This window comes from Microbacterium dextranolyticum (assembly GCF_016907295.1).
Lineage (GTDB): Bacteria > Actinomycetota > Actinomycetes > Actinomycetales > Microbacteriaceae > Microbacterium > Microbacterium dextranolyticum.
Map to the genome: position 1 here is coordinate 636,818 of NZ_JAFBBR010000001.1, position 25,237 is coordinate 662,054.

General features: G+C 71.0%; 21 protein-coding genes and 1 pseudogene. 16 read left to right on the forward strand and 6 right to left on the reverse strand.

Going from position 1 to position 25,237, the window contains the following annotated elements; all coding sequences use genetic code 11:
• Nucleotides 1–233: 233 nt before the first annotated feature.
• Nucleotides 234–1,748: a hypothetical protein gene (locus tag JOE64_RS02775; protein WP_204962848.1), complete on the reverse strand. Its 1,515-nt coding sequence runs from the start codon at nt 1,746–1,748 to the stop codon at nt 234–236.
• Between the two features lie 537 nt (nt 1,749–2,285).
• Here JOE64_RS02775 and JOE64_RS02780 point away from each other — a divergent pair.
• Nucleotides 2,286–2,787: pseudogene (locus tag JOE64_RS02780) on the forward strand (helix-turn-helix domain-containing protein); the annotation flags it as partial.
• A gap of 151 nt (nt 2,788–2,938) precedes the next feature.
• On the opposite strand, the gene JOE64_RS02785 reads toward JOE64_RS02780, so the two are convergent.
• Both JOE64_RS02785 and JOE64_RS02790 read right to left on the reverse strand, forming a co-directional pair.
• Complete coding sequence (locus tag JOE64_RS02785; protein ID WP_204962849.1) at nt 2,939–3,949, reverse strand: hypothetical protein; 1,011 nt, start codon at nt 3,947–3,949, stop codon at nt 2,939–2,941.
• A 155-nt stretch (nt 3,950–4,104) separates the two neighbouring features.
• Nucleotides 4,105–6,186, reverse strand: a complete 2,082-nt coding sequence (locus tag JOE64_RS02790; protein WP_204962850.1) for a serine hydrolase — start codon at nt 6,184–6,186, stop codon at nt 4,105–4,107.
• Nucleotides 6,187–6,611: 425 nt separating this feature from the next.
• Between JOE64_RS02790 and JOE64_RS02795 the strand changes: the two genes are divergently transcribed.
• Nucleotides 6,612–6,854, forward strand: a complete 243-nt coding sequence (locus tag JOE64_RS02795; RefSeq protein WP_204962851.1) for a hypothetical protein — start codon at nt 6,612–6,614, stop codon at nt 6,852–6,854.
• A 15-nt stretch (nt 6,855–6,869) separates the two neighbouring features.
• Here JOE64_RS02795 and JOE64_RS02800 read toward each other — a convergent pair whose 3' ends face one another.
• Nucleotides 6,870–7,451 carry a VanZ family protein gene (locus JOE64_RS02800; RefSeq protein ID WP_239531682.1) on the reverse strand — a complete coding sequence of 194 codons (582 nt, stop codon included), beginning with the start codon at nt 7,449–7,451 and terminating at the stop codon, nt 6,870–6,872.
• Between the two features lie 171 nt (nt 7,452–7,622).
• Between JOE64_RS02800 and JOE64_RS02805 the strand changes: the two genes are divergently transcribed.
• The 5 genes from JOE64_RS02805 to glmM all read left to right on the forward strand — a co-directional run bounded on the left by JOE64_RS02805 (nt 7,623) and on the right by glmM (nt 13,236).
• Nucleotides 7,623–9,368 (forward strand): ATP-binding protein, encoded by a 1,746-nt coding sequence (locus tag JOE64_RS02805; protein WP_204962852.1) that lies wholly within the window; start codon nt 7,623–7,625, stop codon nt 9,366–9,368.
• Between the two features lie 183 nt (nt 9,369–9,551).
• Nucleotides 9,552–10,445, forward strand: coding sequence for a UTP--glucose-1-phosphate uridylyltransferase GalU (galU, locus tag JOE64_RS02810; protein WP_204962853.1), 894 nt, complete (start codon nt 9,552–9,554; stop codon nt 10,443–10,445).
• Between the two features lie 473 nt (nt 10,446–10,918).
• Nucleotides 10,919–11,365: a 50S ribosomal protein L13 gene (gene rplM / locus JOE64_RS02815; protein ID WP_196383075.1), complete on the forward strand. Its 447-nt coding sequence runs from the start codon at nt 10,919–10,921 to the stop codon at nt 11,363–11,365.
• A 35-nt stretch (nt 11,366–11,400) separates the two neighbouring features.
• Nucleotides 11,401–11,886, forward strand: coding sequence for a 30S ribosomal protein S9 (rpsI, locus tag JOE64_RS02820; protein ID WP_204962854.1), 486 nt, complete (start codon nt 11,401–11,403; stop codon nt 11,884–11,886).
• Nucleotides 11,887–11,892: 6 nt separating this feature from the next.
• Complete coding sequence (glmM, locus tag JOE64_RS02825) at nt 11,893–13,236, forward strand: phosphoglucosamine mutase (protein ID WP_204962855.1); 1,344 nt, start codon at nt 11,893–11,895, stop codon at nt 13,234–13,236.
• A gap of 1,020 nt (nt 13,237–14,256) precedes the next feature.
• Here the strand turns inward: glmM and JOE64_RS02830 are convergent.
• Nucleotides 14,257–15,201, reverse strand: coding sequence for a Ppx/GppA phosphatase family protein (locus tag JOE64_RS02830; protein WP_204962856.1), 945 nt, complete (start codon nt 15,199–15,201; stop codon nt 14,257–14,259).
• 754 nt (nt 15,202–15,955) lie between these two features.
• On the opposite strand from JOE64_RS02830, the gene coaA reads away from it, so the two are divergent.
• The 9 genes from coaA to JOE64_RS02875 all read left to right on the forward strand — a co-directional run bounded on the left by coaA (nt 15,956) and on the right by JOE64_RS02875 (nt 23,964).
• Nucleotides 15,956–16,903: a type I pantothenate kinase gene (gene coaA / locus JOE64_RS02835; protein ID WP_204962857.1), complete on the forward strand. Its 948-nt coding sequence runs from the start codon at nt 15,956–15,958 to the stop codon at nt 16,901–16,903.
• Nucleotides 16,904–17,018: 115 nt separating this feature from the next.
• Nucleotides 17,019–18,881 (forward strand): glutamine--fructose-6-phosphate transaminase (isomerizing), encoded by a 1,863-nt coding sequence (gene glmS, locus JOE64_RS02840; protein WP_204962858.1) that lies wholly within the window; start codon nt 17,019–17,021, stop codon nt 18,879–18,881.
• 49 nt (nt 18,882–18,930) lie between these two features.
• Complete coding sequence (locus JOE64_RS02845) at nt 18,931–19,287, forward strand: holo-ACP synthase (RefSeq protein WP_204962859.1); 357 nt, start codon at nt 18,931–18,933, stop codon at nt 19,285–19,287.
• Complete coding sequence (gene alr, locus JOE64_RS02850; protein WP_204962860.1) at nt 19,284–20,408, forward strand: alanine racemase; 1,125 nt, start codon at nt 19,284–19,286, stop codon at nt 20,406–20,408. Before JOE64_RS02845 ends, alr begins: the two co-directional genes overlap by 4 nt.
• A gap of 154 nt (nt 20,409–20,562) precedes the next feature.
• Nucleotides 20,563–21,072, forward strand: coding sequence for a tRNA (adenosine(37)-N6)-threonylcarbamoyltransferase complex ATPase subunit type 1 TsaE (gene tsaE, locus JOE64_RS02855; protein WP_204962861.1), 510 nt, complete (start codon nt 20,563–20,565; stop codon nt 21,070–21,072).
• Between the two features lie 66 nt (nt 21,073–21,138).
• Nucleotides 21,139–21,819 carry a tRNA (adenosine(37)-N6)-threonylcarbamoyltransferase complex dimerization subunit type 1 TsaB gene (tsaB, locus tag JOE64_RS02860; RefSeq protein ID WP_204962862.1) on the forward strand — a complete coding sequence of 227 codons (681 nt, stop codon included), beginning with the start codon at nt 21,139–21,141 and terminating at the stop codon, nt 21,817–21,819.
• Complete coding sequence (gene rimI, locus JOE64_RS02865) at nt 21,816–22,319, forward strand: ribosomal protein S18-alanine N-acetyltransferase (protein WP_204962863.1); 504 nt, start codon at nt 21,816–21,818, stop codon at nt 22,317–22,319. The genes tsaB and rimI overlap by 4 nt, the downstream gene beginning before the upstream one ends.
• On the forward strand, nt 22,316–23,401 hold the full coding sequence (gene tsaD / locus JOE64_RS02870) for a tRNA (adenosine(37)-N6)-threonylcarbamoyltransferase complex transferase subunit TsaD (RefSeq protein WP_204962864.1): 1,086 nt from the start codon (nt 22,316–22,318) through the stop codon (nt 23,399–23,401). The genes rimI and tsaD overlap by 4 nt, the downstream gene beginning before the upstream one ends.
• A 17-nt stretch (nt 23,402–23,418) precedes the next feature.
• The gene (locus JOE64_RS02875) at nt 23,419–23,964 is read left to right on the forward strand and encodes a hypothetical protein (RefSeq protein WP_239531683.1); all 546 of its coding nucleotides are present in this window, start codon (nt 23,419–23,421) and stop codon (nt 23,962–23,964) included.
• A 36-nt stretch (nt 23,965–24,000) separates the two neighbouring features.
• Here JOE64_RS02875 and JOE64_RS02880 read toward each other — a convergent pair whose 3' ends face one another.
• Nucleotides 24,001–25,206 (reverse strand): class I SAM-dependent methyltransferase, encoded by a 1,206-nt coding sequence (locus JOE64_RS02880; RefSeq protein WP_204962865.1) that lies wholly within the window; start codon nt 25,204–25,206, stop codon nt 24,001–24,003.
• Nucleotides 25,207–25,237: the final 31 nt, after the last annotated feature.

Sequence of the window (25,237 nt, forward strand, 5' to 3'; positions counted from 1 at the left end):
GCCCGGGGTGTCGCGTCGTGGTGCTGATCCCGAACCGCCCCGGCACATCACGCCTCGCTTCGACCACCGCACGCAGGCTGACCGGCGGCCGCCCCGTCGACTCTGCAAGCGGGAACAGCGGGCCGATCACAGCCCAAGCCTCATCAGAAATCTCAACGCGCGACACACCCCAAGCCTTGCCAGCGCCCACCGATCAGGGTTTAGCAACACGCACTAGGAGGCGCGCGCAGAGATCACTCAGCGGAGCCCTTGCGCTGGGAGCGTGCGAGCTCACTCGGCCCGAAGTCATGGTTGCTCAGTGCGAAGGCACGCTCGAGCCAGTCGGAAAGCGAAGCCTCGCTCTCGGCTTCGGTCTCGAAGATCGTGTGCTCGCGAAAACTGGCAGCAAGCTTCGTGTGGGTTTCGGCAAGACCCGCGGCTGTTTCGTGGGCCAGCAGCATCTGAACCTTTTCCAAGGCGTGTCCCCGCGCGGTCGATGCAGCTGACGCGGGCACTACGTCGCCCTGGAGAGCAGTCAGGAGCGCGCGGGACGATCTGTGTCGTGATCTCTCCTGGATGTGCGCGAGCTCACTCAGAGCACGTACGAAGACGCTCATACGTCTCCACCCAGCGGCTTCTACCCAGCGTGATGGTGACGGGGGTGTGGCCTGTGCTTCCATGCGCGCGGCTTTAGTGGGCTTCAAGCGATGTGTACGTGCGCGTGCGACTGATTCGATAGCGCCACGAACACAGGTCATTGAATCATCAACATCCTGGAGCCACAGCACCCACGCGGACTCCATCGCCGCCGCCGCCGCACGTAAGGCCTGCTTTCGAGCACGAGCCTCGGTAGAGGTGGCAACGAGACCCGTCATCTCTGTGATGGCGCGCAAACGGATCAGCCTCCCGCGAAGCACATCCGGGTCGAACGCATCGCCCATCGTGTGTCTTTCCAGCACGAAAGCTCGCCGCGCTTCGTCTCCTGCCCGAACCCATCTTTCTTCGAGGGGCATCCATGCGTGGAAGCTCCTTAGCTCGAGTGGTGCCCCCAAGCTACGCCGAACGATTCGCCGATAAGCCTGTCCCCATTGTCTGAGTGTGGAGGAGCGTTCCGAGGTGACGAAGTCGTAGTCTGGCGGTTCGAGGAACACGCTCAGAAACGATGGCTCGACCACGTCGAAGTCAAAGGCGGAAAGAGGTGCGACAAGCATCCGGTCGATTTCCTCGTTCTGCTGATTCGCGGCCGCGAGGCCCACGCAAACGCGGACCTGGTTCAACGGGGCGCTCGCGCATCGAACGATGAAATCGGACACGTGTCGTCGATCAACGTCTTTGAGGTCTAGCTCGACGGCCATCGTGCGGGATCCGAGGGGGACGGATCGGCCATGCAAGATCTCGGACAGTGCAGCCCAGTCGCTCCCTACATCCGCCTCAACGAGATGAGCGGGTTGCCGTGCCCACACGTGGCGGAAGTACTCAACGTCTGTCAAGCCTTTTGGGCGGTCTATCTCGTACGAGAACGCCAGATTGTAGGTCCAGCGTTCGATGTAGCGTCTAGTGAGTGCAGCAGCTGCGTAGATGTACCCAAACCGCAGACACCACACGATGCGTCCGTAGACATCGAGCCCTTCCCGCAACTCCGAGAGCCATATTCGTTCTATAGGTGTCGTCGGCGGAACTTCCTCTCGGAACCAGGGCGCCTTCAGCGTCTCCAGAGCCAGGTCGGCTGCGGCGATGGCGAAACCCCCTCGCCACGCGGCGGTCGGCACGCGGCCTGACGCGGCGAGTAGCGAGGCGCGAGCTTTTGACTGAGCCGCGAGGTGGAAGGGTAGCAGCGGCGGGTCAATCCGTTTGAGTTCTTCGAGAGAGTGAGGTGCGATCTCCTGCCGCGTTCGGGCCCTCTCCTCAGACCTGGCCGGCGGGACGTCGCCGTTGGAGTCTGCCCCGGCAGAGGCCGCTCGGCGCCTTGCCCTCGCCTTCCTGCCCGACCCCATGCGAGAGAGACTAGTGCGAATGGGCGGCGACGTGGTTGAGACGCCCATATGCCATCCAGTTTCCGGATAGGAGAACTCCACGACCTAGGGTGCGTTGATCAAGAGGGTTTCGCTCTCCGCTGGGCGAGTCTTGAACGGTGACGCGACGCGAGGTCCGAGGTGCAGAAGCATGCCGACGCCGCCGGGGGAAGATCGACTGGGTCGTCTCGATCGACTTATTGTTCTTCCCTGGGACGTTGTGAACGTGTGAGGTAGCGATGACCTCCGGGACGATGTGGGTTACCACACTCGCATCATCACATGGAGGTCTTCGTGACTCACGTTAATGCGCCCTTCGCTCTCGAGGGCAGAACTCGTCTTGCCAGGTTGATCGTTGTCGACGGTTGGCCGGTCCGGCGGGCTGCGGAACGGTTCCAGTGCTCGCCGGCGACCGCATCCAGATGGGCCCGCAGATTCAGGGCTGGAGAGCCGACGACGGACCGCAGCTCTCGGCCGCTGGTCTCACCGTCAAGGGTGTCGGCTCGCGTCGAAAGACGGATCGTCGCGCTGCGGTTCACGTGCCGTTGGAGACCGCACCGCATCGACTTTCACGTGGGTGCTCCCCGATCGAGCGTCGGCCGGGTCATCGCGCGCTACCGGATGCCGCTGCTGGCGCACATGGATCAAGCCACCGGGCTTCGAGTGCGCAAGCCTGCGGCGAACCGCTACGAGGTTGCAACGCCCAGGCGAGCTGGTCCACGTTGATATCAAGAAGCTCGGCCGCATCCCGAACGGCGGCGGCTGGCGCAAACTCGACCTCACCCTCGGACGCCGAGGCCTGGGCTAGTGCAGCGCCGTCGACTTCTAGCGGCTGAGGCCGTGACCGGCCATGCCACGCGCCGGCGGGTGGCCCGGGCATCCGCCCGAACCACCCGCCTGGGGGCGTTACGCGCCGGAGCGAGATGCGCGGCGGCGGCGCGTGGCGATCAGCAGCAGTGTGCCGGCGAGGCCGGCCGCGGCTGCGCTCCGCTGTGGTCGCCGCCTGACGGGGGCTGCGATCCGCCGGTGTCGGGGTCGCTCGGGCCCGGGTCGACCGGCGTCGGCGGCGGGTCGGCGGTCACGACGCCGGCGCGCACGTGCGCACCGAGGCCACGGCTGTCGCTGGCATCCACCGCCACCACCGTCAGCGCACCGTTCGCCTCAGACTGCGCGTTGAGCGTGAACGTCATGCTGCGCCCCGGCACCGTCACGCGCGTGTTCGCGGCGACCGGGCCCGCGGCGAGCGTCTGCCCGCCGACCGTGCCGCCACCCGTCGTCAGCGTCGTCGCCGTCGGCGAGACCGACAGCCGCACATCGCGCAGCGACACCTCGAGCGCCGTTCCGGGGTAGAGGGTGAGCCGGTCGATCGACACCGTCGAGGCCGTCGCCGCGCTCGCCGTCGCCGCGCCGGTCAGCGCGATCTGGCCCGGGTCGCCGTCCGACACATCGGTCGGCGCCGTCGTCGAGGTGGTGCCGTCGCGATCGGCCACGAGCGCCGGATCGATCGTCGACGGACCCGTCGCCGACACCGCGAACGCGTACCGCGGCGGCAGCTGTGGCGGCGTCGACGGGGTACCACCGCCGCCGTCCGTCGGCGGCGTCGAGGTCGGAGCCTTCCAGCGCACCGTGCCGAGGCTCACCGCGGGGTAGGCACCCGTCAGGTCTTCATAGCGCAGAGCCGTGATCACGACGCTGCCGTCGCTCTGCGGCACCCGCTCGTTGAGGTGCACCAGCACCCGCGGCGTGCCCGAGGGGTCGCGTCCCGTGTACAGGTCGGTGCCGGTGTTGATCCAGATGCCGTTGACGAACACGGCCGACCCGGTGTTGCGGAACGACACGGTCGACGACCCGTCGGCGGCCACATCGAGCGACAGCCCGGCACGGTGCCGTGTCGAAGACGCGGGGGTGTCGCCGAGCGGCGACGGGGGAACACAGGCATGGGTGTCTTTCTCGATCAAGGGGGTGAAGAGGGCGAGAGCCCATCGACATCTTATTGATATTGAGACGCGTTCGCATTTAGGGAGGGTGGCGACTCGCGCGTGCACACGACGAACAGCCCCGGCCCTTCCGAAGACGGGTCGGGGCTGTCGGGTGCGGGTCGCGCCGGGCCGGCTCAGCGCAGCGCGCGCCTCGTGCGGCGTGCGCGCAGCGTCAGGCCGAGGCCGGCGGCCGACAGGATCGCGGCCAGAGTCACCAGGCCCGGCAGCATCGTGGCATCCGACCCCGTGCTCGCGAGCGCGGTCGCGGCGGGCGACGAGCTCGAGGCGGCGGGGGTCGGCGTGGTCGTCGACGTCGAGCCGTCCGTGGCGGTCTCACTCGGCTCGGCCGTCGGGGTGCCGTTGCCGCCCGGCGTCTCTTTCTCGGGCGCCGTGGCCAGCACGTACGCATAGACGGCGGCGCCGATGCGCTGCAGGAACGGGTTCGCCGTCGCCGAGATGTCGCCCTCGAAGCCCGGCTTGCCGGTCGAGAACACCGACAGCGTCAGCTCTTGCCCCGGCACGAGCAGCAGACCGATGTCGTGGCTCACCAGAGCGTTCTCACCCGTCTTGTCGGCCAGCACCGTGCTCGGAATCACCGCACCGAGCTTCGTCTTCACCTGCTGATTGCGCATCAGGCCGATGATCTTTCGCGCCGACTCGGCCGTCAGCAGATCGGGCTTCACGACGCTCCCGGTCGAGATGTCGTAGAACAGCGCCATCAGGCGGTTCACGCCGTACGGCGTCAGCCACACATCGCCGTACACGCCGACGACCGGGCCGAACATCTTGCGGCCGAAGTGCAGATCGCCCACGCCGATCCCGGCATCCGCGATCACCGCGTTGATCGCATCGACGCCGCCCACCACATCGACCAGCTTGTTCGTCGCCGTGTTGTCGCTGATCGTCACCATCAGATCGAGCATCCGCCCCACCGAGACGTCCTGCGGGAACGCGTTGTTCTGCAGCGTGCCCGACCCCGGGTACCGCTCGTCCTGGGTGATCGTGACGACATCGTCGAGCGACAGCCGGCCCGACTGCACCTGGTTCATCACCGTCGCCGCCAGCGCCATCTTGATCGCGCTCGCCGTCGTGTACCGGTCGGTCTTGCCCAGGTACACCGTGCGCGACCCGTAGTAGCCCGACAGGTCTTCGATCGCGACACCCACGTCGACGCCGGCCGCCGCCGCCTCGGCGACGATCGGGTCGAGACGGTCGGTGAGCGCGGGCCAGGCGTCGGATGCCGGGGTCGTCGCCGCGGGAACGGGCGGCTCGATCGGCTGCTGCAGCTGGTCGAAGACCAGCTTCGCCGCGCGCTGCACGTACACGTTCGCCTTGTTCAGGCCGCCCGACGCGAACGACGTCGTCACCGTCAGCGCCACCTCGCGCCCGTCGAGCAGGATGATACCGCTGTCGTGCGAGACGTCGCCGAGCTCACCCGTCTTGTTCGCCAGGTACTTGCGGGGGATGACCGCACCGAACTTCGTGTTGACCAGCTGCCCCTTCATGAGGCCGATGATGTACTCGCTCGACGATGCGCTGAGAATCTGGTGCCGGTACAGCTTCGAGATGAGATCGGTGACCTCGTTCGCGTTGATCCAGTTCTCACCGAGCGGGGGAGTGGCCGTGTGGATCATCTTCCGACCGAACCACATCGTCTGATACCCGAGCGTCTTGATGTACGCGTTGATCGCGTCGAAACCGCCCGCGCGATCGATCAGCACGTTCGTCGCCGTGTTGTCGCTCACCTGCACCATCAGCGTCATCAGCTCGCCGACGGTGATCTCCAGCGGGAACGACCGCGACTGCAGCGTGCCCGCGCCGCCGACGATATTCGAACTGCCCTTCGGAATCGTCACCTTCTCGTCGAGGCTGAGCCGACCGGCATCCGCCTCGCTCATCAGCAGCGCCAGCAGCGGCAGCTTGATGACACTCGCGGCCTTGACGGGCTTCTGGCTGCCCTCCGACAGGATGCCGCCGCCGTACGCGCCCGACAGATCCTCGATCGAGACGCCCATCGTGAAGCCGTTGTCGCCCGCCTCGGCGACCAGCGCGGTGAGCTGGCTGTCGAGGTCGTCCCACAGCGTAGAAGCCGACGCCGCGTAGGCGGCAGGCGCGGCGGTGACGACCGACAGCGCCGCTGCGGCGACCGCCAGAGCGGCCGCGAGTGTGCGTGACCGGCGGCGGAAGACATGTCGGCGAAGGCGCGACGAATGCATGGAGTTCCTCTCGGGACGGGGAAGGGGGATGCGGCGGAGCGCGGGGCGAAGAACGCGACACCGCGCCGCCGAAACGATTCGAGCAAGAGCGTGTTTCGCAGACGTTTCGACACGGTCACGATGGAACGAAGCTTCTAATCAGTACATGCCGAAACAAAAGCGGATGCCCGCGCGCGAACCTCTCGTCGCGGCGCCGTGGGCGGCCCCTCGTTACGGTCTCGTGAACGCTGCGTGGACGTCGCCTGGCACTCCCGCCGTCAGTGATCAGAGACGGGCCCGATCGGGTGCACAATAGACGCGTGACGACCTGGGAGTCGTCACAACGCACTCTCCGTCACGGTGGCGGGGCACCTCTGCGGCGCTGCGCACCCACGTGGCGGTCGCGCAGGTGAGTCGTGCGTACGCGCTTCCTTGGGGGGACGCCAATGAGACGAGCCGTAGGCGAGAGAATCAGTGAGGTCTATGCGGATGCCCGCTGGCAGCCGCCGAGCACACCGATCCGACTGACCGCCGACACCGCGCGCACCCTGCGCGCCGAAGGCATCACGATGGTGCGGGTCGCACCGTCGTTCTGGCACCGCATCACCGGCCGAGCCGGCGGCATCTCGCGCCGCGACATCTCCATCTCCCGCTTTCTGAGCGCCACCGACCACGGCCCCCGCGACTGAGCGACCGCGGGGGCGTCAGGGCAGGGTCGTGCGCGAGCGCGCCAGGATCTCTGCGAACACCGCGATCAGCATGCCCAGGCACGCCCCCGCCGTGTTGGCGACCAGGTCGTGCACGCTCGGCGTGCGCGCCGCCAGCGCCAGGCCCTGCCCGCACTCGATCGCGAACGTCGTGAGGAAGGCGATCGGCAGCACCAGCCAGCGCTGCGTCGGAAGCAGGAACGTCAGCAGCAGCCCCCACGGCACGAACAGCACCACGTTCGCCCCGAACTCGATGCGGTCGTAGGTCAGCATCGGAAAGAGTCGCGTGACCGTGCGCAGGAACGGACCTGCGCCCGAATCCACCGGCACCGGCCAGAACGCGATCAGCGCGAGCGTCACCACGTAGACCACCAGCCAGGCGCGGGGCTCTCGCACCATTCGCGACGCCCAGGCCTCGGGCTGCGCCGCCGCCGTCGTGGTCGCGGCGTTAGCTGCGGCTCTCGCGGTTTGTGCGGCGGCGGCTTGTGCGGCGGCGGTCGCGGCCGCGCGGGCGGCGTCGTCGGCCGACTGCGCGGGCAGGGGCGGGCGCGGCGGAATCACCGACTGGTCTTCGCGCATCGGCACCTCCTCGAGTGGGTTCGGGTCGCGCCGCTGCGACGTCACGATCGACCCATAGCGCCTGGGCCGAGTCCTTATATATAGACGTTGGGTGAAGATCTGTCGTCATATGTAGACGTATGGATATGCTGGCCGCACGAGGGAGGGCGAGCCTGTGCAGAAGCACATCCGATGAACCGCGGTCCGTGGCACGCCGCGACCGTGCTGACAGCCTATGGCGAGGCCGCCGTCAGCGGACGCTTCTTCACGCGCTGGAGCGCCCTGGTGTCGCTGCTCGTCGCGGTCACGATGCTCACCCCCGTCCTGCCCGGCGGCACCGCCGGCTACGCCCAGGGCATGCTCGGCTCGTTCGCCGCCTGGTGCGCGCTCGCCGTGCCGGTGCTCATCGTCGCGGCGCTCGAGCGGCGCCTCGAGACCCGCTCCGTCCGGGGCATCCTCGTCACCGCGACCATGATCGCCGTCGCCATCGCCCGGCCGTTCGCCAACGACGCCGCCCTCCACCTGCTCTTCGGGCGCGGCTCGCACGGTGACATCGTCGCCCGCGTCAGCACCAACCTCGTCGTCGTCGTGCTGCTCTTCTCGCTCGTCGGCGTCATCACCACCCAGTACCAGCGCGCCAGCGACAGCATCGAGCGCCTCGACGCGGCCCTCGAACGCCTCAGCGAGGCCCGGCGGGCGTTCGAGGACGAGCGCCGTGCGGCCCACGAGCTCGTGCACACCGAGGTCGCCGACCTGCGCGCCGCGCGCGACGAGATGCTCGCCGGAACGATCGACTTCGACGCCGTGCGCGACTACTCCGACCTGGTGCGCGCCGCGAGCCACCGCTTGGAGGCCCTCGCCGACGCCCCGGCGGGCGCCCTCGACCCGGCCGCCTCGCGCGCCGCATCGGTGGCGCTGTCGGCGTCTGCGTCGGTCTCGACGGCGGTACAGGCCCCGGCGCCGAAGCCCCGCATCGTGCGCGCACTCCGGCCCACGCCGATGCTCCTCGTCGGGGCGATCTACCTGCTCACCTGCGCTCCCTTCCTCGTCTCGACCGGCGACCTGATGGTGGTCGCGCTCGCGATCATCAGCAGCGCTGCGATGGATGCCGTCGTCACCCTGATCCTGCGCGCCGCCGGGCCGGACGGGCGGGTGCCCCTTGCCGGCTTCATCGCGACGTGGCTCGCCGGGGGAGCGTTCGCCAGCCTCGTCGCCGCCTGGCTCGCCCCCGACCTCGGTGCGCTGCTGCTGCTCGTACCCCTGGTCGCCGTGCCCGCCAGTGCCGTCGTCGTCGGGTTCGCCATCGACGCCAGTCGCCGCGCACGCGACGAAGAGAACGCCTCGACCGCCGCCCTCGCCGGCGCCGCCGGCGCGCTCGCCGCCCTGCGGACCGGCACGGGCGCGCCGCTGCAGCACGCGGCATCCACCCTGCACGGCCGAGTGCAGGGCCGATGCGTGATCTTCGCCGCCCTGATCGACGACGCACCGCCCACAGGCGCGCAGATCGACGGATTCCGCGACCAGACCGACCTCGCCTTCGACGACGTGCTGCGTGCAGGCCGCGCCGCCGACGCGGCCTGCACGGGCGACCTCGATCGCGTGATCGACGGATGGCAGCCGCTGCTGCACCTCGACACCCGCATCGACCCCGCCCTCACCACCGCGATCGCGCGATCGGGCGTGGCGCCCCTCGTCGGCGACATCGTCAACGAAGCCCTCGTCAACGCCGTGAAGCACTCGGGCGCGCGCGCCGCCCGCATCGAGATCGTGCACGTCGACGACGACGTGCATGTCCGCGTCGCCTCGGCGGGGCAGCTGCCCCGCCCCCTCGTGCCGACCCGCCACTTCGGCAGCCGCACGCGCCTCTACCAGGACGGCCCAGACGTCGTCCTCGAGGCGGTCGTGTCGGCCGCCGGTGCCCTGACCCGTCAGGTGTGACGTCGGGCCGGGCCTCGCGGCCTGGCAGGGGGCGCGACGCGGGGCCGGGGCCGCGGGCGGTGCGGGATCGTCGTACCGGGCGCGATACAGGGCCGACACGCGGGAACGATATGCTCACCCTCGACGCGTCACCCACGCGCTCGATCCCTCCGCGATCCCCCCTGTGCGCACCTAGGAGTCCTCATGCCCGCCTACAAAGCAGTCATCCCCGCCGCCGGACTCGGCACGCGATTCCTGCCCGCCACCAAGGCGATGCCCAAAGAGATGCTCCCGGTCGTCGACAAGCCCGCGATCCAGTACGTCGTCGAAGAGGCCGTCGACGCCGGCATCCGCGACGTGCTCATCATCGTCGGACGCAACAAGAACAACATCGCCAACCACTTCGACTCGGTGCCCGAGCTCGAGACCGCGCTGACCACCAAGGGCGACACCGGCAAGCTCGGCAAGGTCGAGCACTCCTCGAAGCTCGCCGACATCCACATCACCCGCCAGGGCGAGCCCCGCGGACTCGGCCACGCCGTCTTCCGCGCCAAGTCGTACGTCGGCGACAGCTCGTTCGTCGTCATGCTCGGCGACGACCTGATCGACGAGCGCGATCCGCTGCTGCCGCAGATGCTCGCCGTGCACGAGCGCACCGGCGGCGCCGTCATCGCCCTCATGGAGGTCGACCCCGAGCAGGTGCACCTCTACGGCGTCGCCACCGTCGGCGAGACCGCCGACGACGGATCCGTGCGCGTCGTCGACCTCGTCGAGAAGCCCGCGCGAGAGGATGCCCCCTCGAACCTCGCGGTCATCGGCCGCTACGTCCTGAGCCCCGAGATCTTCGACGTGCTCGAGCACACCGCGCCCGGCAAGGGCGGCGAGATCCAGCTCACCGACGCGCTGCGCGAGCTCGCCGCCGACCCCGACGGCCCCGGCGTCTACGGCGTCGTCTTCGGCGGACGCCGCTACGACACCGGCGACCGCGCCGACTACATCAAGGCCGTCGTGCAGCTCGCGGTCGACCGCGACGACCTCGGCGCCGAGCTGCGCCCGTGGCTGAAGCAGTTCGTCGCCGGATTCGACGCCGCCGAGTAAGCCCCCGTCGGCGCCGCGTCGGCGCCGAGTCGGCCTCGACGACGACCCCGACGACGACAGGACGCCCCGGCGCGGTGCGTGAGACGCCCCGCGCCGGGGCATAATGCTGTGTACGGTCGCCGCTATCGCGACCGAGCGTCCCCCCGCGCTGCAGCCAGGCTCCGGTCGTGTGCCCCCACCGACCGGTAGGCGGTCGTCGACCCCCCGCGACGACTGCCCCGCCGAGGGGTCGAAGCACCCCTTCGGCCCCTCGGTGTGCGGAGGACGAGCGCTCCCGAACGCCGACGGTTTGGCCCTGGCATCCGGATGTCGTAGACTCGACCTTTGGTGTCCGCCGTTCGGCGTGATCGACGACGGATGCCTCTCACGAACGTGAGCCCTCCACTGGCGTCTTTCATGGGCTTCGCCTCACGAAAGCACCCCGGAGCGGGATTCACGAACCTCTCCGTTCGATTCAAGAAAGCAGCACTACTGTGACGCGTACCTACACCCCCAAGGCCGGTGAAGTGACCCGCGAGTGGGTCGTCATCGACGCGACCGACGTCGTCCTCGGACGCCTCGCCTCGCACGCCGCCCGCATCCTGCGCGGCAAGAACAAGCCCACCTTCGCGAACCACATCGACACCGGTGACTTCGTCGTCGTCATCAACGCCGAGAAGGTCGCGCTCACGGGCCAGAAGCTCCAGAAGAAGATGGCCTACCGCCACTCCGGCTACCCGGGCGGCCTCACGGCGACCTCCTACGCCGAGCTCCTCGAGAAGAACCCGGTCCGCGCCGTCGAGAAGGCGATCCGCGGCATGCTCCCCAAGAACAGCCTGGGCCGCCAGCAGCTGTCGAAGCTGAAGGTCTACGTCGGTGCCGAGCACCCGCACGCTGCCCAGCAGCCCACCCCCTACACCTTCGACCAGGTCGCCCAGTAAGCGCCGCTTCGAAACCAGGAATCAAGGAAACGAACATGGCGAAGATCGCTGACTCCATCGAAGAGACCCCCGAGTCCTACAGCACCGAGAGCGCGCCCGTCGAGGCCGCCGCGGCTCCCCGCCCGGTGCTCTCCGTCCCCGGCGCAGCCGTCGGCCGTCGCAAGCAGGCCATCGCCCGCGTGCGCCTGGTCCCCGGCTCGGGCACCATCACGGTGAACGGCCGCACCATCGAGGACTACTTCCCGAACAAGCTGCACCAGCAGCTCATCAACGACCCGTTCACGGTGCTCGAGCTCGCCGGCGCCTACGACGTGATCGCCCGCATCTCCGGCGGCGGCCCCTCGGGCCAGGCCGGTGCCCTGCGCCTGGGCATCGCGCGTGCGCTCAACGAGATCGACGCCGAGAACAACCGCCCGACGCTGAAGAAGGCCGGCTTCCTGTCGCGCGACGCGCGCGTCAAGGAGCGCAAGAAGGCCGGTCTCAAGAAGGCCCGCAAGGCTCCTCAGTACTCGAAGCGCTAAACACTCATGGCGCTGTTCGGAACGGACGGTGTGCGGGGCCTCGCAAACGGCTCCCTCACCGCCGATCTGGCGCTCACCCTGGCCCAGGCGACTGCTGTCGTCCTGGGCCAGGGCCGTATCGCCTCTGCACGAAAAGCCGCCGGCAAGCGGCTCACCGCGGTCGTCGCACGCGACCCGCGCCTGTCGGGCGAGTTCCTCTCGGCCGCCGTCGAGGCCGGTCTCGCCTCATCCGGCGTCGACGTGCTCGAAGCAGGCACCCTGCCCACGCCCGCGGCGGCGTTCCTCATCGGCGACATCGACGCCGACTTCGGCGTCATGATCTCGGCGTCGCACAACCCCGCCCCCGACAACGGCATCAAGATCTTCGCGCGCGGCGGCGTCAAGCTGCCCGACATCGTCGAGCAGCGCATCGAAGAGGCCATGACCGGGCCCAAGCTGCAGCCCACCGGCGGCGACGTCGGCCGCGTGACGCGGTTCTCCGACGCCGAAGACCGCTACGTCATGCACCTGCTGGCATCCCTGCCGCACCGCCTCGACGGACTGCACGTCGTGCTCGACTGCGCGCACGGCGCGGCATCGGGCGTCTCGCCCGAGACGTTCCGCAACGCCGGCGCCAAGGTCACCGTCATCGGCGCCGACCCCAACGGACTCAACATCAACGACGGCGTGGGCTCGACCCACCTCGACAAGCTCTCGGCCGAGGTCATCCGCGTGGGCGCCGACGTCGGCATCGCCCACGACGGCGACGCCGACCGCTGCCTCGCGGTCGACGCCGACGGCAGCATCATCGACGGAGACCAGATCATGGCGATCCTCGCCGTGTCGATGAAGCAGCGCGGCGTGCTGCGTTCCGACACCCTCGTCGCCACCGTGATGAGCAACCTGGGCCTGCACCGCGCCATGGCCGCCAACGGCATCGCCGTCGAGACGACCGGCGTCGGCGACCGTTACGTGCTCGAGCGCATGAACGAGGGCCGCTACTCCCTCGGCGGCGAACAGAGTGGCCACGTCATCATGAGCCGCTTCGCCACGACCGGCGACGGTGTGCTCACAGGTCTGCACCTGTGCGCCGAGATGGCCCGCACCGGCAAGACGCTGGCCGAGCTGGCATCCGTCATGACCGTCTTCCCGCAGGTGCTCGTCAACGTCCGCGGCGTCGAGCGCTCGCGCGCGACCGACCTCGACGTGCTCGATGCCGTGCGTGCTGCCGAGCTCGAGCTGGGCGACAGCGGACGCGTGCTGCTGCGCCCCTCGGGCACCGAGCCGATGGTGCGCGTGATGGTCGAAGCCGCCTCGCAGGCCGACGCCCAGCGCATCGCCGACGAACTCGCCGACGTCGTCCGCGGCTGACTCGCGCCCTGCCCGTGCGGGCGCGGGCGTGGGTTTGTGTGGGCTGGGTGCGTGGGGCTGGGTGTGTGGGACTGGGCGTGGGTTTTGGGGTCGCGTGGTGTCGCGTGGGCGTGGGTTTGTGTGGGTTTTGGGTCGCGTGGTGTCGGGCCGGCGTGGGTTTGGGGTCGCGTGGTGTCGCGTGCTCCGGGTTTGGGGTCGCGTGGTGTCGCTCGCCGGGCGGTGAGGCGGCCGCTGGCGACCCTAAACAGGTGGGCGATCCCGTCACCTTGGTGTCCTCGAACACCTTGTTGACCCCGAGGGGGCGATCCCGAAGCAGAGGGGGATGCCAGGGGGGTCGCGTCCTGGGTGTCTCGTCCCCGGGGCGGCGTGCCCGGAGGGCGCGTGCTCGGGGTTTGGGGTCGCGTGGTGTCGGGCCGGCGCGGGTTTGGGGTCGCGTGGTGTCGCTCGCCGGGCGGTGAGGCGGCCATTGGCGACCCCAAACAGGTGGGCGATCCCGTCACCTTGGTGTCCTCGAACACCTTGTTGACCCCGAGGGGGCGATCCCGAGGGGGCGATCCCGAAGCAGAGGGGGGATGCCAGGGGGGGCGTCCTGGGTGTCTCGTCCCCGGGGCGGCGTGCCCGGAGGGCGCGTGCTCGGGGTCTGGGCCGCGTGGTGTCGGGCCGGCGCGGGTTTGGGGTCGCGTGGTGTCGGGCCGGCGCGGGTTTGGGTCGCGTGGTGTCGCGTGGGCGCGGGTTTAGGGTCGCGTGGTGTCGCGTGCTCCGGGTTTGGGGTCGCGTGGTGTCGCTCGCCGGGCGGTGAGGCGGCCATGGGCGACCCCAAACAGGTGGGCGATCCCGTCACCTTGGTGTCCTCGAACACCTTGTTGACCCCGAAGGGGGGGGGGAGCCCGAGGGGGCGATCCCAAGGGGACGACACCGAAGCAGAGGGGGATGCCAGGGGGGTCGTGTCCTGAACGGCCCGCCCCGGCCCGGGGCCGGGCAGGGCAGGCCCCGGACCGGACGGCCGTGGCGGGCGCCTGATCAGACCGCGGGGGCGCTCCAACTGAGCGACTCGATGTAGCGCAGCAGCACGCCCTCGCGCAGAGCCCACGGGCTCACCTCGAGCTCGTCGATGTCGAGCAGGGTCATCGCGGTGTGCAGCACGACGGCGCCGGCCACGATCTGGAAGGCGCGGTCGGCCGTGATCCCGGGAAGCTCCTGGCGTGCGCTCGCGGGCAGGCGCGACAGCCGTGGGATCCACGAGCCCAGAGCGCCGCGAGGTAGCAGCATCCGTTCGCTTCCGCTCCATCCGGGCACGGGGTACCCCGCGAGCTTCGCGAGCGACCGGATCGCCTTCGACGACCCGACGACGTGGTCGGAGCGCGGCTGGCCGGCCATCGCGGCGACGACCGGCGCCAGCGTTTCGCGCGCGTGGGCGCGCAGCACCTCGACCGCCTCTTCGCCGGGAGGATCCTGCGACAGGAACTCGACCGTCATCCGGCCCGCGCCCAGCGGCACCGAGGATGCCACGTCGGGCAGTTCGTCGGCGCCCGCGGCGATCTCGAGCGACCCGCCGCCGATGTCGAACAGCAGGATCTGCCCCGCCGACCACCCGAACCAGCGCCGCACCGCGAGGAACGTGAACCGCGCCTCGGACTCACCGCCGAGCACCTGCAGGTCTTGGCCGAGCGCTTCTTCGATGCGTGCGATCACGTCGGCGCCGTTCGTTGCCTCGCGCACGGCGCTGGTGGCCGTCGCGAGCAGCTCGGCGACGTTCTCGCGCTCGGCGACGGCGCGCGCCTCGGACACGGCCGAGACCAGGGCATCCACCCCCTCGGCGCTGATCGAGCCGTCCTCCTGCAGGTATCGCATGAGGCGCAGGACCGTCCTCTTGCTCGTCGTGGCCTGCGGGCGCCCGCCGGGGCGGACATCGGCGACGAGCAGGTGAACGGTGTTCGAGCCGATGTCGAGCACTCCGAGACGCATCCCGCCAGGTTAGCGCCCCCTCCGTGCGTCCGTGCGTCCGTGCGTCTGTGCGTCTGTGCGTCTGTGCGTCTGTGCGTCCGTGCGTCCGGCCGTGCTGGCGAGACAAGACACCCGTGGCGAGACCGGATGCCAGGCATCCTGTCTCGGCGTGATCGTCCTGTCTCACGCGTGGCAAGCGGCGGCGACGCAGCGAGGCGCGCGGGGCTGGCGCTGGCGGCCGTGCTGGCGTGGCAGGGTATCCGGGGCGAGACAGGGCGTCTGTGGTGAGACAGGATGCCTGGCGCCCTGTTTCGGCGTGATCGTCTTGTCTCATGCGCCGCGTCGCGTGGCGAGCGGCGGGCGCGGCGCGGGGCTGGCGCTGGCGGCCGTGCTGGCGTGGCAGGGGATCCGGGGCGAGACAGGGGATCCGTGGCGAGACAGGATGCCTGGCATCCTGTCTCGGCGTGATCGTCTTGTTTCGGCGTGATCGTCCTGTCTCACGCGTGGCAAGCGGCGGCGACGCGGCGCGGCGCGGCGCGGGGCTGGCGCTGGCGGCCGTGCTGGCGTGGCAGGGTATCCGGGGCGAGACAGGGCATCCGCGGCGAGACAGGGTATTCGTGGTGAGGCAGGATGCCTGGCGCCCTGTCTCGGCGTGATCGTCCTGTCTCGCGCGTGGCGCGGCGCGGCGAGGCGGCGTGGCGAGACGCGGCGCGGCGAGACGCGGCGCGGCGCAGCAGCGCGCCGCAGCGCGAGGCTGGCGGCTAGAGTGGGCGCGATGTCCACCGAAGACGCGACGACCGACGTCGCCTCGCTGTACCGCGAGGTCGACCGAGCCGAGTGGGCGGCCCTCGCCCCCGGCATCCCGGCCCCTCTCACCGAGACCGAGGTCGTGCAGCTGCGCGGCATCGGCGACCGCCTCGACCTCACCGAGGTGCGCGAGGTGTACCTGCCGCTGAGCCGGCTGCTGTCGACGTACGCCGAGAACACGAAGCGACTCGGCGCCGAGACCTCCGCGTTCCTGCGCGAGCCCGACACGACGACTCCCTTCGTCGTCGGCGTCGCCGGCTCGGTCGCCGTCGGAAAGTCGACCATCGCGCGCCTGCTGCGCGAGCTCATGAGCCGGTGGCCCGGCACGCCCCGTGTCGAGCTGGTCACCACCGACGGGTTCCTGTACTCCAACGACGAGCTCGAGCGCCGCGGCATCATGCACCGCAAGGGGTTTCCCGAGTCGTACGATCGGCGCGCCCTGGTGCGCTTTCTCACCGACGTGAAATCCGGTGCCCCCGAAGCGCGCGCCCCGTTCTACTCGCACATGCGGTACGACATCATCCCCGACGCCCTCGTCACCGTGCGCCGCCCCGACGTCGTCATCGTCGAGGGGTTGAACGTGCTCTCACCACCCCCGACGCCCAACGACGTCGCGGTCAGCGACCTGTTCGACTTCTCGATCTACGTGGATGCCGACGAGGCCGACATCGCCCAGTGGTACGTCGACCGCTTTCTCGCGCTCCGCCAAGGCGCGTTCTCGAACCCGAGCTCGTTCTTCAGAGTGTTCGCCGAGCTGTCGGACGCCGAAGCGGTCGACACCGCGATGGGGTACTGGAACGACATCAACCTGCCGAACCTGCGCGAGAACGTCGCCCCGACACGGCACCGGGCGACCCTCGTGCTGAACAAGGCCGCCGACCACACCGTCGAGAGCGTGCTGCTGCGCAAGCTCTGACGCCGCTGTCAGCGGTGCCCGCCGCCCGACCCGCCGCCCGCCCCACTGGCCGGTGCGGCATTTTCTCCAGGTTTGTCAGGCATCCGCACAAACCCCCGAGACTACCCTGGGGACTATGTGTGGAATCGTCGGATACGTGGGCCCGCGCGACAGCCAGGCCATTCTGATCTCGGGCCTGGCCCGTCTCGAGTACCGCGGGTACGACTCCGCCGGCATCGCCGTCGTCGACCGTGACGGCGCCCTCGAGATGCGCAAGCGCGCCGGCAAGCTGCAGGTGCTGCGCGACGACCTCGCCGCACACCCCATGCCCGACGGCACCACCGGCATCGGGCACACGCGCTGGGCGACGCACGGCGGACCGACGGATGCCAACGCGCACCCGCACCTCGCCGACGACGACAAACTCGCCGTCATCCACAACGGCATCATCGAGAACTTCGCCGAGCTGAAGGCCGACCTGGTGAGCCTCGGCTACACCTTCCGCTCCGAGACCGACACCGAGGTCGCCGCCGTGCTGCTCGGGCACGAGTACCGGGCATCCGGCGACCTCGTCACCGCGTTCCGCGCCGTGGTCTCGCGACTCGAGGGCGCGTTCACGCTCCTCGCGATGCACCAGGACGAGCCCGGCCTCGTCGTCGGCGCCCGCCGCAACTCGCCCCTGGTCATCGGCCTCGGCGAGGGCGAGAACTTCCTCGCCTCCGACGTCGCCGCCTTCGTCGAGCACACCCGCCACGCCCTCGCGATCGGCCAGGACCAGATCGTCGCGATCACCCCCGCCGGCGTCGAGGTCACCGACTTCGACGGCGTGCCCGTCGAAGCCTCCCCGTTCGAGGTCGTGTGGGATGCCTCCGCCGCCGAGAAGGGCGGCTGGCCCTCGTTCATGGCCAAGGAGGTCTCGGAAGAGCCCGAGGCGGTCGCCAACACGATCCGCGGACGCGTGCACCCCGGCGCCGAGGGCGGAGAGGTCGTCATTCCCGAGCTCGACGGACTCGACGAGCTGTTCGTCGGCATCCGCCACATCATCGTCATCGCGTGCGGCACCGCCGCCTACGCCGGTCAGACCGGCGCCTACGCCATCGAGCAGTGGACCCGCATTCCCGTCAGCGTCGAGCTCGCCCACGAGTTCCGCTACCGCGACCCGGTCATCGGCGATGACACGCTCGTCGTCTCGATCAGCCAGTCCGGCGAGACCATGGACACCCTCATGGCCGTCAAGTACGCCCACGAGAAGGGCGCCAAGACGCTCTCGATCTGCAACACGCAGGGCGCCACCATTCCGCGCGAGTCGGATGCCGTGATCTACACCCACGCGGGGCCCGAGGTCGCCGTGGCATCCACCAAGGCGTTCGTCGCGCAGATCACCGCGCTGTACCTGCTGGCCCTGCACGTCGGCCGCGTGCGCGGCGTGCTCTCGGCCGCCGAGTCGGCCGACCACGTGCGCGAGCTCGAAGCGATCCCCGCGAAGATCCAGCGCGTGCTCGACGAGGAGCAGGCCCACATCGAGCAGTTCTCGCACTGGATGGCCGACACGCAGTCGGTGCTGTTCCTGGGGCGTCACGTCGGCTACCCGGTCGCTCTCGAGGGCGCGCTGAAGCTCAAGGAGATCAGCTACATCCACGCCGAGGGCTTCGCCGCCGGCGAGCTCAAGCACGGCCCCATCGCGCTCATCGAGCCCGGCCAGCCCGTGTTCGTCATCGTGCCGTCGCCGCGCGAATCGGCCGAGCTGCACAAGAAGGTCGTCTCGAACATCCAGGAGATCCGCGCCCGCGGTGCCCGCGTGATCGTGGTCGCCGAAGAGGGGGATGCCGCCGTGCTGCCCTTCGCCGACGAGGTGCTGCGCATCCCGCTCGCCGGCCCCTTCTTCGAGCCGCTGCTGGCCGTGGTGCCGCTGCACATCTTCGCGATGGGCCTCGCCAACGCCAAGGGCCTCGACGTCGACCAGCCGCGCAACCTCGCCAAGTCCGTCACCGTCGAGTAACCGCGGGGCCGGGCCCGGGGGAGCGGAAACGCGGGGATAGGCTGGGGGGATGATCGTCGGTATCGGCGTCGACCTGGTCGACATCCCACGATTCGAGCGTTCCCTGGAGCGCACGCCCCGGCTCGCCGAGCGGCTGTTCGCCCCGGCGGAGCGCGCGCTCAAGCCGCACTCGCTCGCCGCGCGCTACGCCGCGAAAGAGGCCCTGATCAAGGCTCTCGGCGGCTCGGACGGCGTGCACTGGACCGAGATCGAGATCGCCTCCGAGCCGAGCGGGCGCCCCGTCTTCTCGCTCTGCGGCGAGACGTCGGCGACGGTGGATGCCCGGGGCATCACCGCCCTGCACCTCTCCCTCAGCCACGACGCGGGACTCGCGACGGCCTACGTCGTGGCGGAGGCATCCGCATGAGCCGTCTGCCCGCCGGAGTGCTGCGCGAAGCACTGATCGACACCACCGCCATCACCGAGAACGTGCGGCACCTGCGGCGCCTCACCGACTCGCAGGTCATCGCCGTCGTCAAGGCCGACGGGTACGGACACGGCGCCGTGCGGTCGGCGGTCGCGGCCCTCGCGGGAGGTGCGAGTCGGATCGGCGTCTCGGACATCACCGAGGCCCTCGCCCTGCGCGCCGCGGGCATCGACGCCCCGATCTTCGCCTGGCTGCACGCCCCCGGTGCCTCGTTCGTCGAGGCCGCCGCGCAGCGGATCGAACTGGGCATCTCGAGCATGGCGCAGCTGCAGGCCGCGGCCGACGCGGCATCGCCCGACGTGCCCGTCGGCGTGCACCTGAAAGCCGAGACCGGCCTCGGCCGCAACGGCATCGCGCCTGCCGAGCTGCCGGCGGTGTTCGCCGAGGCGGCACGGCTCGAGCGGATCGGGCGGCTGCGCGTCATCGGCATCTTCAGCCACCTCTCCAACACGACCGTCGACGACGACCGGGCCGCCGTGGCGCGGTTCCGCGAGGCGCTCGCGCTCGCCGCGTCGGTCGGACTCGAACCCGAATTGCGGCACATCGCCGCCTCGCACGCGGCGATCGACCTGCCCGAGGCCCGGTTCGGGTGCGTGCGCCTCGGTCTCGCCATCTACGGGCTGTCGCCGTTCGCCGACCGGACGTCGGCCGACCTGGGCCTGCACCCCGCGATGACCCTGCGCGGTGCCGTGGCCGCCGTGCGCCGCGTTCCGGCCGGCCAGGGCGTCTCGTACGGGTACCTGCACCGCGCCGAGACCGAGACGACCCTCGCCCTCGTGCCCCTCGGCTACGCCGACGGCGTGCCGCGCGCCGCCTCGTCGGGGGCGGCGGTGCGCATCGCCGGCGAGACCTTCCCGGTCGCCGGGCGCATCGCCATGGACCAGTTCGTCGTCGACGTCGGCGACCACGAGGTCGCGGTCGGCGACGCCGCCGTGCTGTTCGGCGATCCGACTCTCGGCGACCCCGCGGTCGAGGTGTGGGCGGATGCCGCCGACACCGTCAACTACGAGGTCGTCACCCGCATCGGTCCGCGCGTCCCGCGGCGCGAGGTCGAGCGGTGACACCGCGCGCCGCCGGCGCTCGCGGCGGTGCGCGTCGGAGCGCTGCGCTGGACGGCTGCGCCCTCGACGGGCCCGGCTTCGACGGGCCGGCCGTGCGCCGGAATGCGCGCGCCGCGGCATCCGTTCTCTTCTGCGGCAGAGAAGGAGGCGCACGATGACGGGACTCGATGCCTTCGTCGGCGAACGCGAGGTGGCATCGGCCGGCGACATGGAGGCGCTCGGCCGCGACCTGGGAGCGGCGCTCGGCGCCGGCGATCTGGTCGTGCTGACCGGGCCCCTCGGCGCAGGCAAGACGACGCTGACCCGCGGGATCGCCGAGGCGCTCGGCGTCCGCGGGCGCGTGCAGAGCCCGACCTTCGTGATCGCTCGCACGCATCCGTCGCTGGGCGACGGACCGGCCCTCGTCCACGTCGACGCCTACCGGCTCGGCACCGACGGCGAGCTCGACGACCTCGACATCGATTTCGCGCATTCCGTCGTGATCGCCGAGTGGGCCGCCCCGTTCGCCGCCGCCGTCGCCGACCACTGGTGGGAGGTCGAGATCGACCGGGGCTGGTCGGGCACCGGCGTCGACAACGCCTGCGGCACGGCGGGGCACCATGTCGCCGACATGGAGGATGCCGCGCCGCGCCTGGTCACGATCACCCGGCGCTCCCGCTCCTGACCCGCTTCTTTTCCGCTCCGCGCTGACGCGGGGGACGGCAGAAACGGGGGAGATACGCTGGGGAGCGTGATTGTTGGCATCGACACCTCGCTCGGCACGGCCGTCGCCGTCGTCGAAGACGACGGGGTCGTGCGCGCCGAGGCATCCAGCGAGAACCCGCTCGCGCACGCCGAAGTCATCGGCACGCTGCTGCAGAACGTGCTCGCCGGCGCCGCACACGGCCCGGTCGGGGCGACGACGGCCGCCACGCCGGTCGAGGTGACGCACGTCGCGGCGGGCATGGGACCCGGGCCCTTCACGGGACTGCGCGTCGGCATCGCCGCGGCACGCGCCTTCGCCCTCGGCCGGAGTGTTCCCGTGGTCGCCGTGCCGAGCCACGACGCGGCCGCCCTCGCCCTGCTGATGCACGCCGCCCTCGCCGACCCCTTCGACGACGCGTCGCGATTCGCGGTCGTCACCGACGCACGCCGGCGCGAGTACGCCTACTCGGTCTACGACGGGCTCGACGACGACGGCATCCCCGTGCGCGTCGCCGGCCCCGCCCTCGCCCCGCGCGACGACGTCGACGCCGTGCTCGCGGGCCTCGGCGCCGAGCGGCGCGACGTCACCGCGATCCCCGCGGCGATGGTCGCCGCCCTCGCCGCGCGCGCGATCGCCGCGGGCCGCGCGCTCACCGGCGACGAGCCCCTCTACCTGCGCGCCCCCGACGTCACCCTGCCCGCCGCGTCGAAGCGGGTGAGCGCATGACGCTGCGCACCGCGACCGCCGGCGACCTCACCGCGATCATGGACCTCGAGCGCACGTCCTTTCCGACGGATGCCTGGAGCGAGCCCATGATGCAGAGCGAGCTCGCCTCGCCGCACGGGCGGTACCTCGTCGACGTCGAGGCGGGCCGCGTGATCGGCTACGGCGGCGTGCGCGCCGTGCAGGGCAGCGCCGACGCCGACATCCAGACCATCGCGCTCGCCGAGGCCGCGCGTGGGCGCGGGCGGGGGCGCACCCTGCTGCGGGCGCTGCTCGAGGTCGCCCGCGAGCGCGGCGCGCGCGAGATGTTCCTCGAGGTGCGCGCCGACAACCCCGTCGCCACGGCGCTCTACGCCTCGGAGGGCTTCGTCGAGATCGGACGTCGCCCGCGGTACTACCAGCCCGACGACGTCGACGCCGTCATCATGACCCTCGACCTCGTCGCCTGGGCCGCGCACCGCGCCGCGGACGGCACCGCCCTCGACGCAGGAGCCTGCTCATGAGCGCCGCCGAACCCCTCGTCCTCGGCATCGAGACCAGCTGCGACGAGACGGGCATCGGGATCGTCCGCGGGCGAACGCTCCTCAGCAACACGATCGCCAGCTCGATGGACGAGCACGCCCGCTACGGCGGCGTCGTGCCCGAAGTCGCCGCCCGCGCGCACCTCGAGGCGCTGCAGCCGACGATCGAGGCCGCGCTCGCCGAGGCGGGCGTGGCCCTCGACGAACTCGACGCGATCGCCGTCACGAGCGGCCCCGGACTCGCCGGCGCCCTCATGGTCGGCGTCGGCGCGGCCAAGGCGCTCGCCGTCAGCCTCGGAAAGCCCCTCTACGCCGTCAACCACCTCGTCGGTCACATCGCCGCCGATCTCCTCGCCGGCGACGAGGTCGAGTACCCGACGGTCGCCCTGCTCGTCAGCGGCGGGCACACCTCACTGCTGCTCGTGCGCGACCTCGTCTCCGACGTCGAGCTGCTCGGCGAGACGATGGACGATGCTGCGGGCGAGGCCTTCGACAAGATCGCCCGCATTCTCGGGCTGCCCTACCCCGGCGGGCCCCAGATCGACCGTGCCGCCGCCACCGGCGACCCGACCGCGATCCGCTTTCCGCGGGGGCTGTCCCGGGCATCCGACATGGCGGAGCACCGCTACGACTTCTCGTTCTCGGGGCTCAAGACCGCCGTCGCGCGCTGGGTCGAACAGGCCGAGGCCGCCGGCGGCGACGTCTCGATCGGCGACGTCGCCGCATCGTTCCGCGAGGCGGTCGTCGACGTGCTGGTGACGAAGGCGCTGGATGCCTGTGCCCGCCACGACGTGCCGCGCCTGCTGCTCGGCGGCGGCGTCATCGCCAACCGGCGTCTGCGCGAGGTCGCACTCGCCCGCGCCGAGGCTGCGGGCGTCGCCGTCCGGATCCCGCCGCTGAGTCTCTGCACCGACAACGGGGCGATGATCGCCGCGCTCGCGGCGCAGCTGATCATGAGCGGCCGGCGCCCCTCGACCCTCGCCTTCGGCGCCGACTCGACCCTGCCCGTCACCCAGATCCAGATCGCCGAGCAGCCGCCCGCGGGCCCCGGGGAGGCGCGGTGAGTCCGGAGGACGAGCGGATGAGGGTGGGCGTTCCCGGCGCGGCGCCGCAGGCTGACCCGGCCGGCGCTCCGACTGACGTGCCGGTACCCGCCCTGGCGGACACCGAGATGCCCGCCACGCCCGCCGCCTCCTCCGCTACCCCCGCCGATGCCCCGCGGATCGCGGCGCCCTCCGAGGATGTCGCGACGGCGCAGACCGTCGCTCTGCCCGGCGAGCATCGCGGCGGCTTCCGGCGCGAGCTGACCGAACCCGTGCCGGTGACCGCGTCGGTGCACACCGACCCGGGGTGGACGCCCGCGCCCGGCCCCGACGCTGTCGTGGCCCTGCCGTGGAGCGCGGCGTGGGCGCTCGCGTTCGGCGTGGTCGGCCTCATCGTGGCCATCTTCGTCGGGTGGGGGTTCCCGCTCGGGCTCGTCGGTGTCGTGCTCGCGATCGTGGCGCTCCGCCGCCCGTGGGAATCGCGGCAGACGGCCGTGTGGGCGCTGTGCCTCAGCGTCGCCTCGCTCGTCTACAGCGCCGGCTGGCTGTGGTGGGCGTCGACGCAGGGGCCGCTGTTCGGCTGAGCGCCCCCGTTCCCGCGCGGTGCGTCGGGTCTCTCGTCAGACGCGGTCGGCGAGAAGCGTCACCCGTCGGTCGCCGATGCGGGTCAACAGCAGGGTGGCCGATGCGGGGCCGCGCAGCTTCAGCTTCGTGCGCAGCGTCGCCGGATCGACGTCGACGCCGCGCTTCTTGATCTCGAGGGTGCCGACGCCGCGCTCGCGCAGCGCGCGCGAGAGCGCCTTGAGGTCGTTCGGCAGGTGCTCGCGGATGCGGAAGCTCTGCACGAACGGGTTCGGGCCCCCGCCCGGCGTGGTGGCCGGGGCATCCGAGGTCAGATACGCGATCCGCGGGTCGAGCATGCCCGCGTCGATGCGGCGGGCGACCTCGCCGATCAGGCGCGCGCGGATCACGGCACCCTCTGGCTCGTGCACGTACGCGCCGAGTGCGCGCACCGGGGCGTCGTCGGCGTCGGCCGCGCCGGTGAGCTCGGCCGCGGCGCCGGCGCGCACGACGAGCGCCGCACGACGGATGCCCGGCCGCGCCAGGCGCCCCGTCCACACGACCAGTTCGATCGTCGAGCCGTCGACGCTGATCCACTGCGCCTCGGCGTCGTCGGGGATGAGCGCGCGATCGAAGGCCGGACCCAGCTTGATGCCGGCCGGAATGCGGGCGGCCAACTGCCACACCCAGTCGAGGGGCGGCGACCACTCGCCCGCGCCCACCCGGGTCGTCTCGGCATGGCCGGCGGTGCGCCGGGCAGGATCGAGCCACACGGCATCCGCACCCGCAAGGTCGACGTCCTCGGCGCGGGCGTGCTGCACGTGCGCGGTGTCGGCGAAGGGTGCCAGGTTGTAGGCGGCCAGCGCGGCGGTGACCTCATCGGCGTCGACGGCGAGCACGTCGAGGCCGATTCCGGCGAGGGCGAGCGCGTCGCCGCCGATGCCGCAGCCGAGGTCGGCGACGCGTGCGACGCCCGCATCGCGGAAGCGCCCGGCGTGCCGCGCGCCGATCTCGAGGCGCGTCGCCTGTTCGAGCCCCGCGCGGGTGAAGAGCATCCGGTCGGCGAACGCGCCGAACTTCTGCCGCGCCCGGGTGCGCAGCCGCGCCTGACCGACCGCCGCCGAGACCAGCTCGGGGGCGAGGCCCGCCGCGCGCAGTCGCGACACCGCCGTGGCGACGCCGTCGGTCGACTCGATCGCGCCCAACTCGTCGACGAGTCGCAATCCTTCGGGGGTCAGGAGCGCGGTGAGCTCGGCGAGTTCCATCCGGCCAGCCTACGGGCGCGTGGCCTGCGCC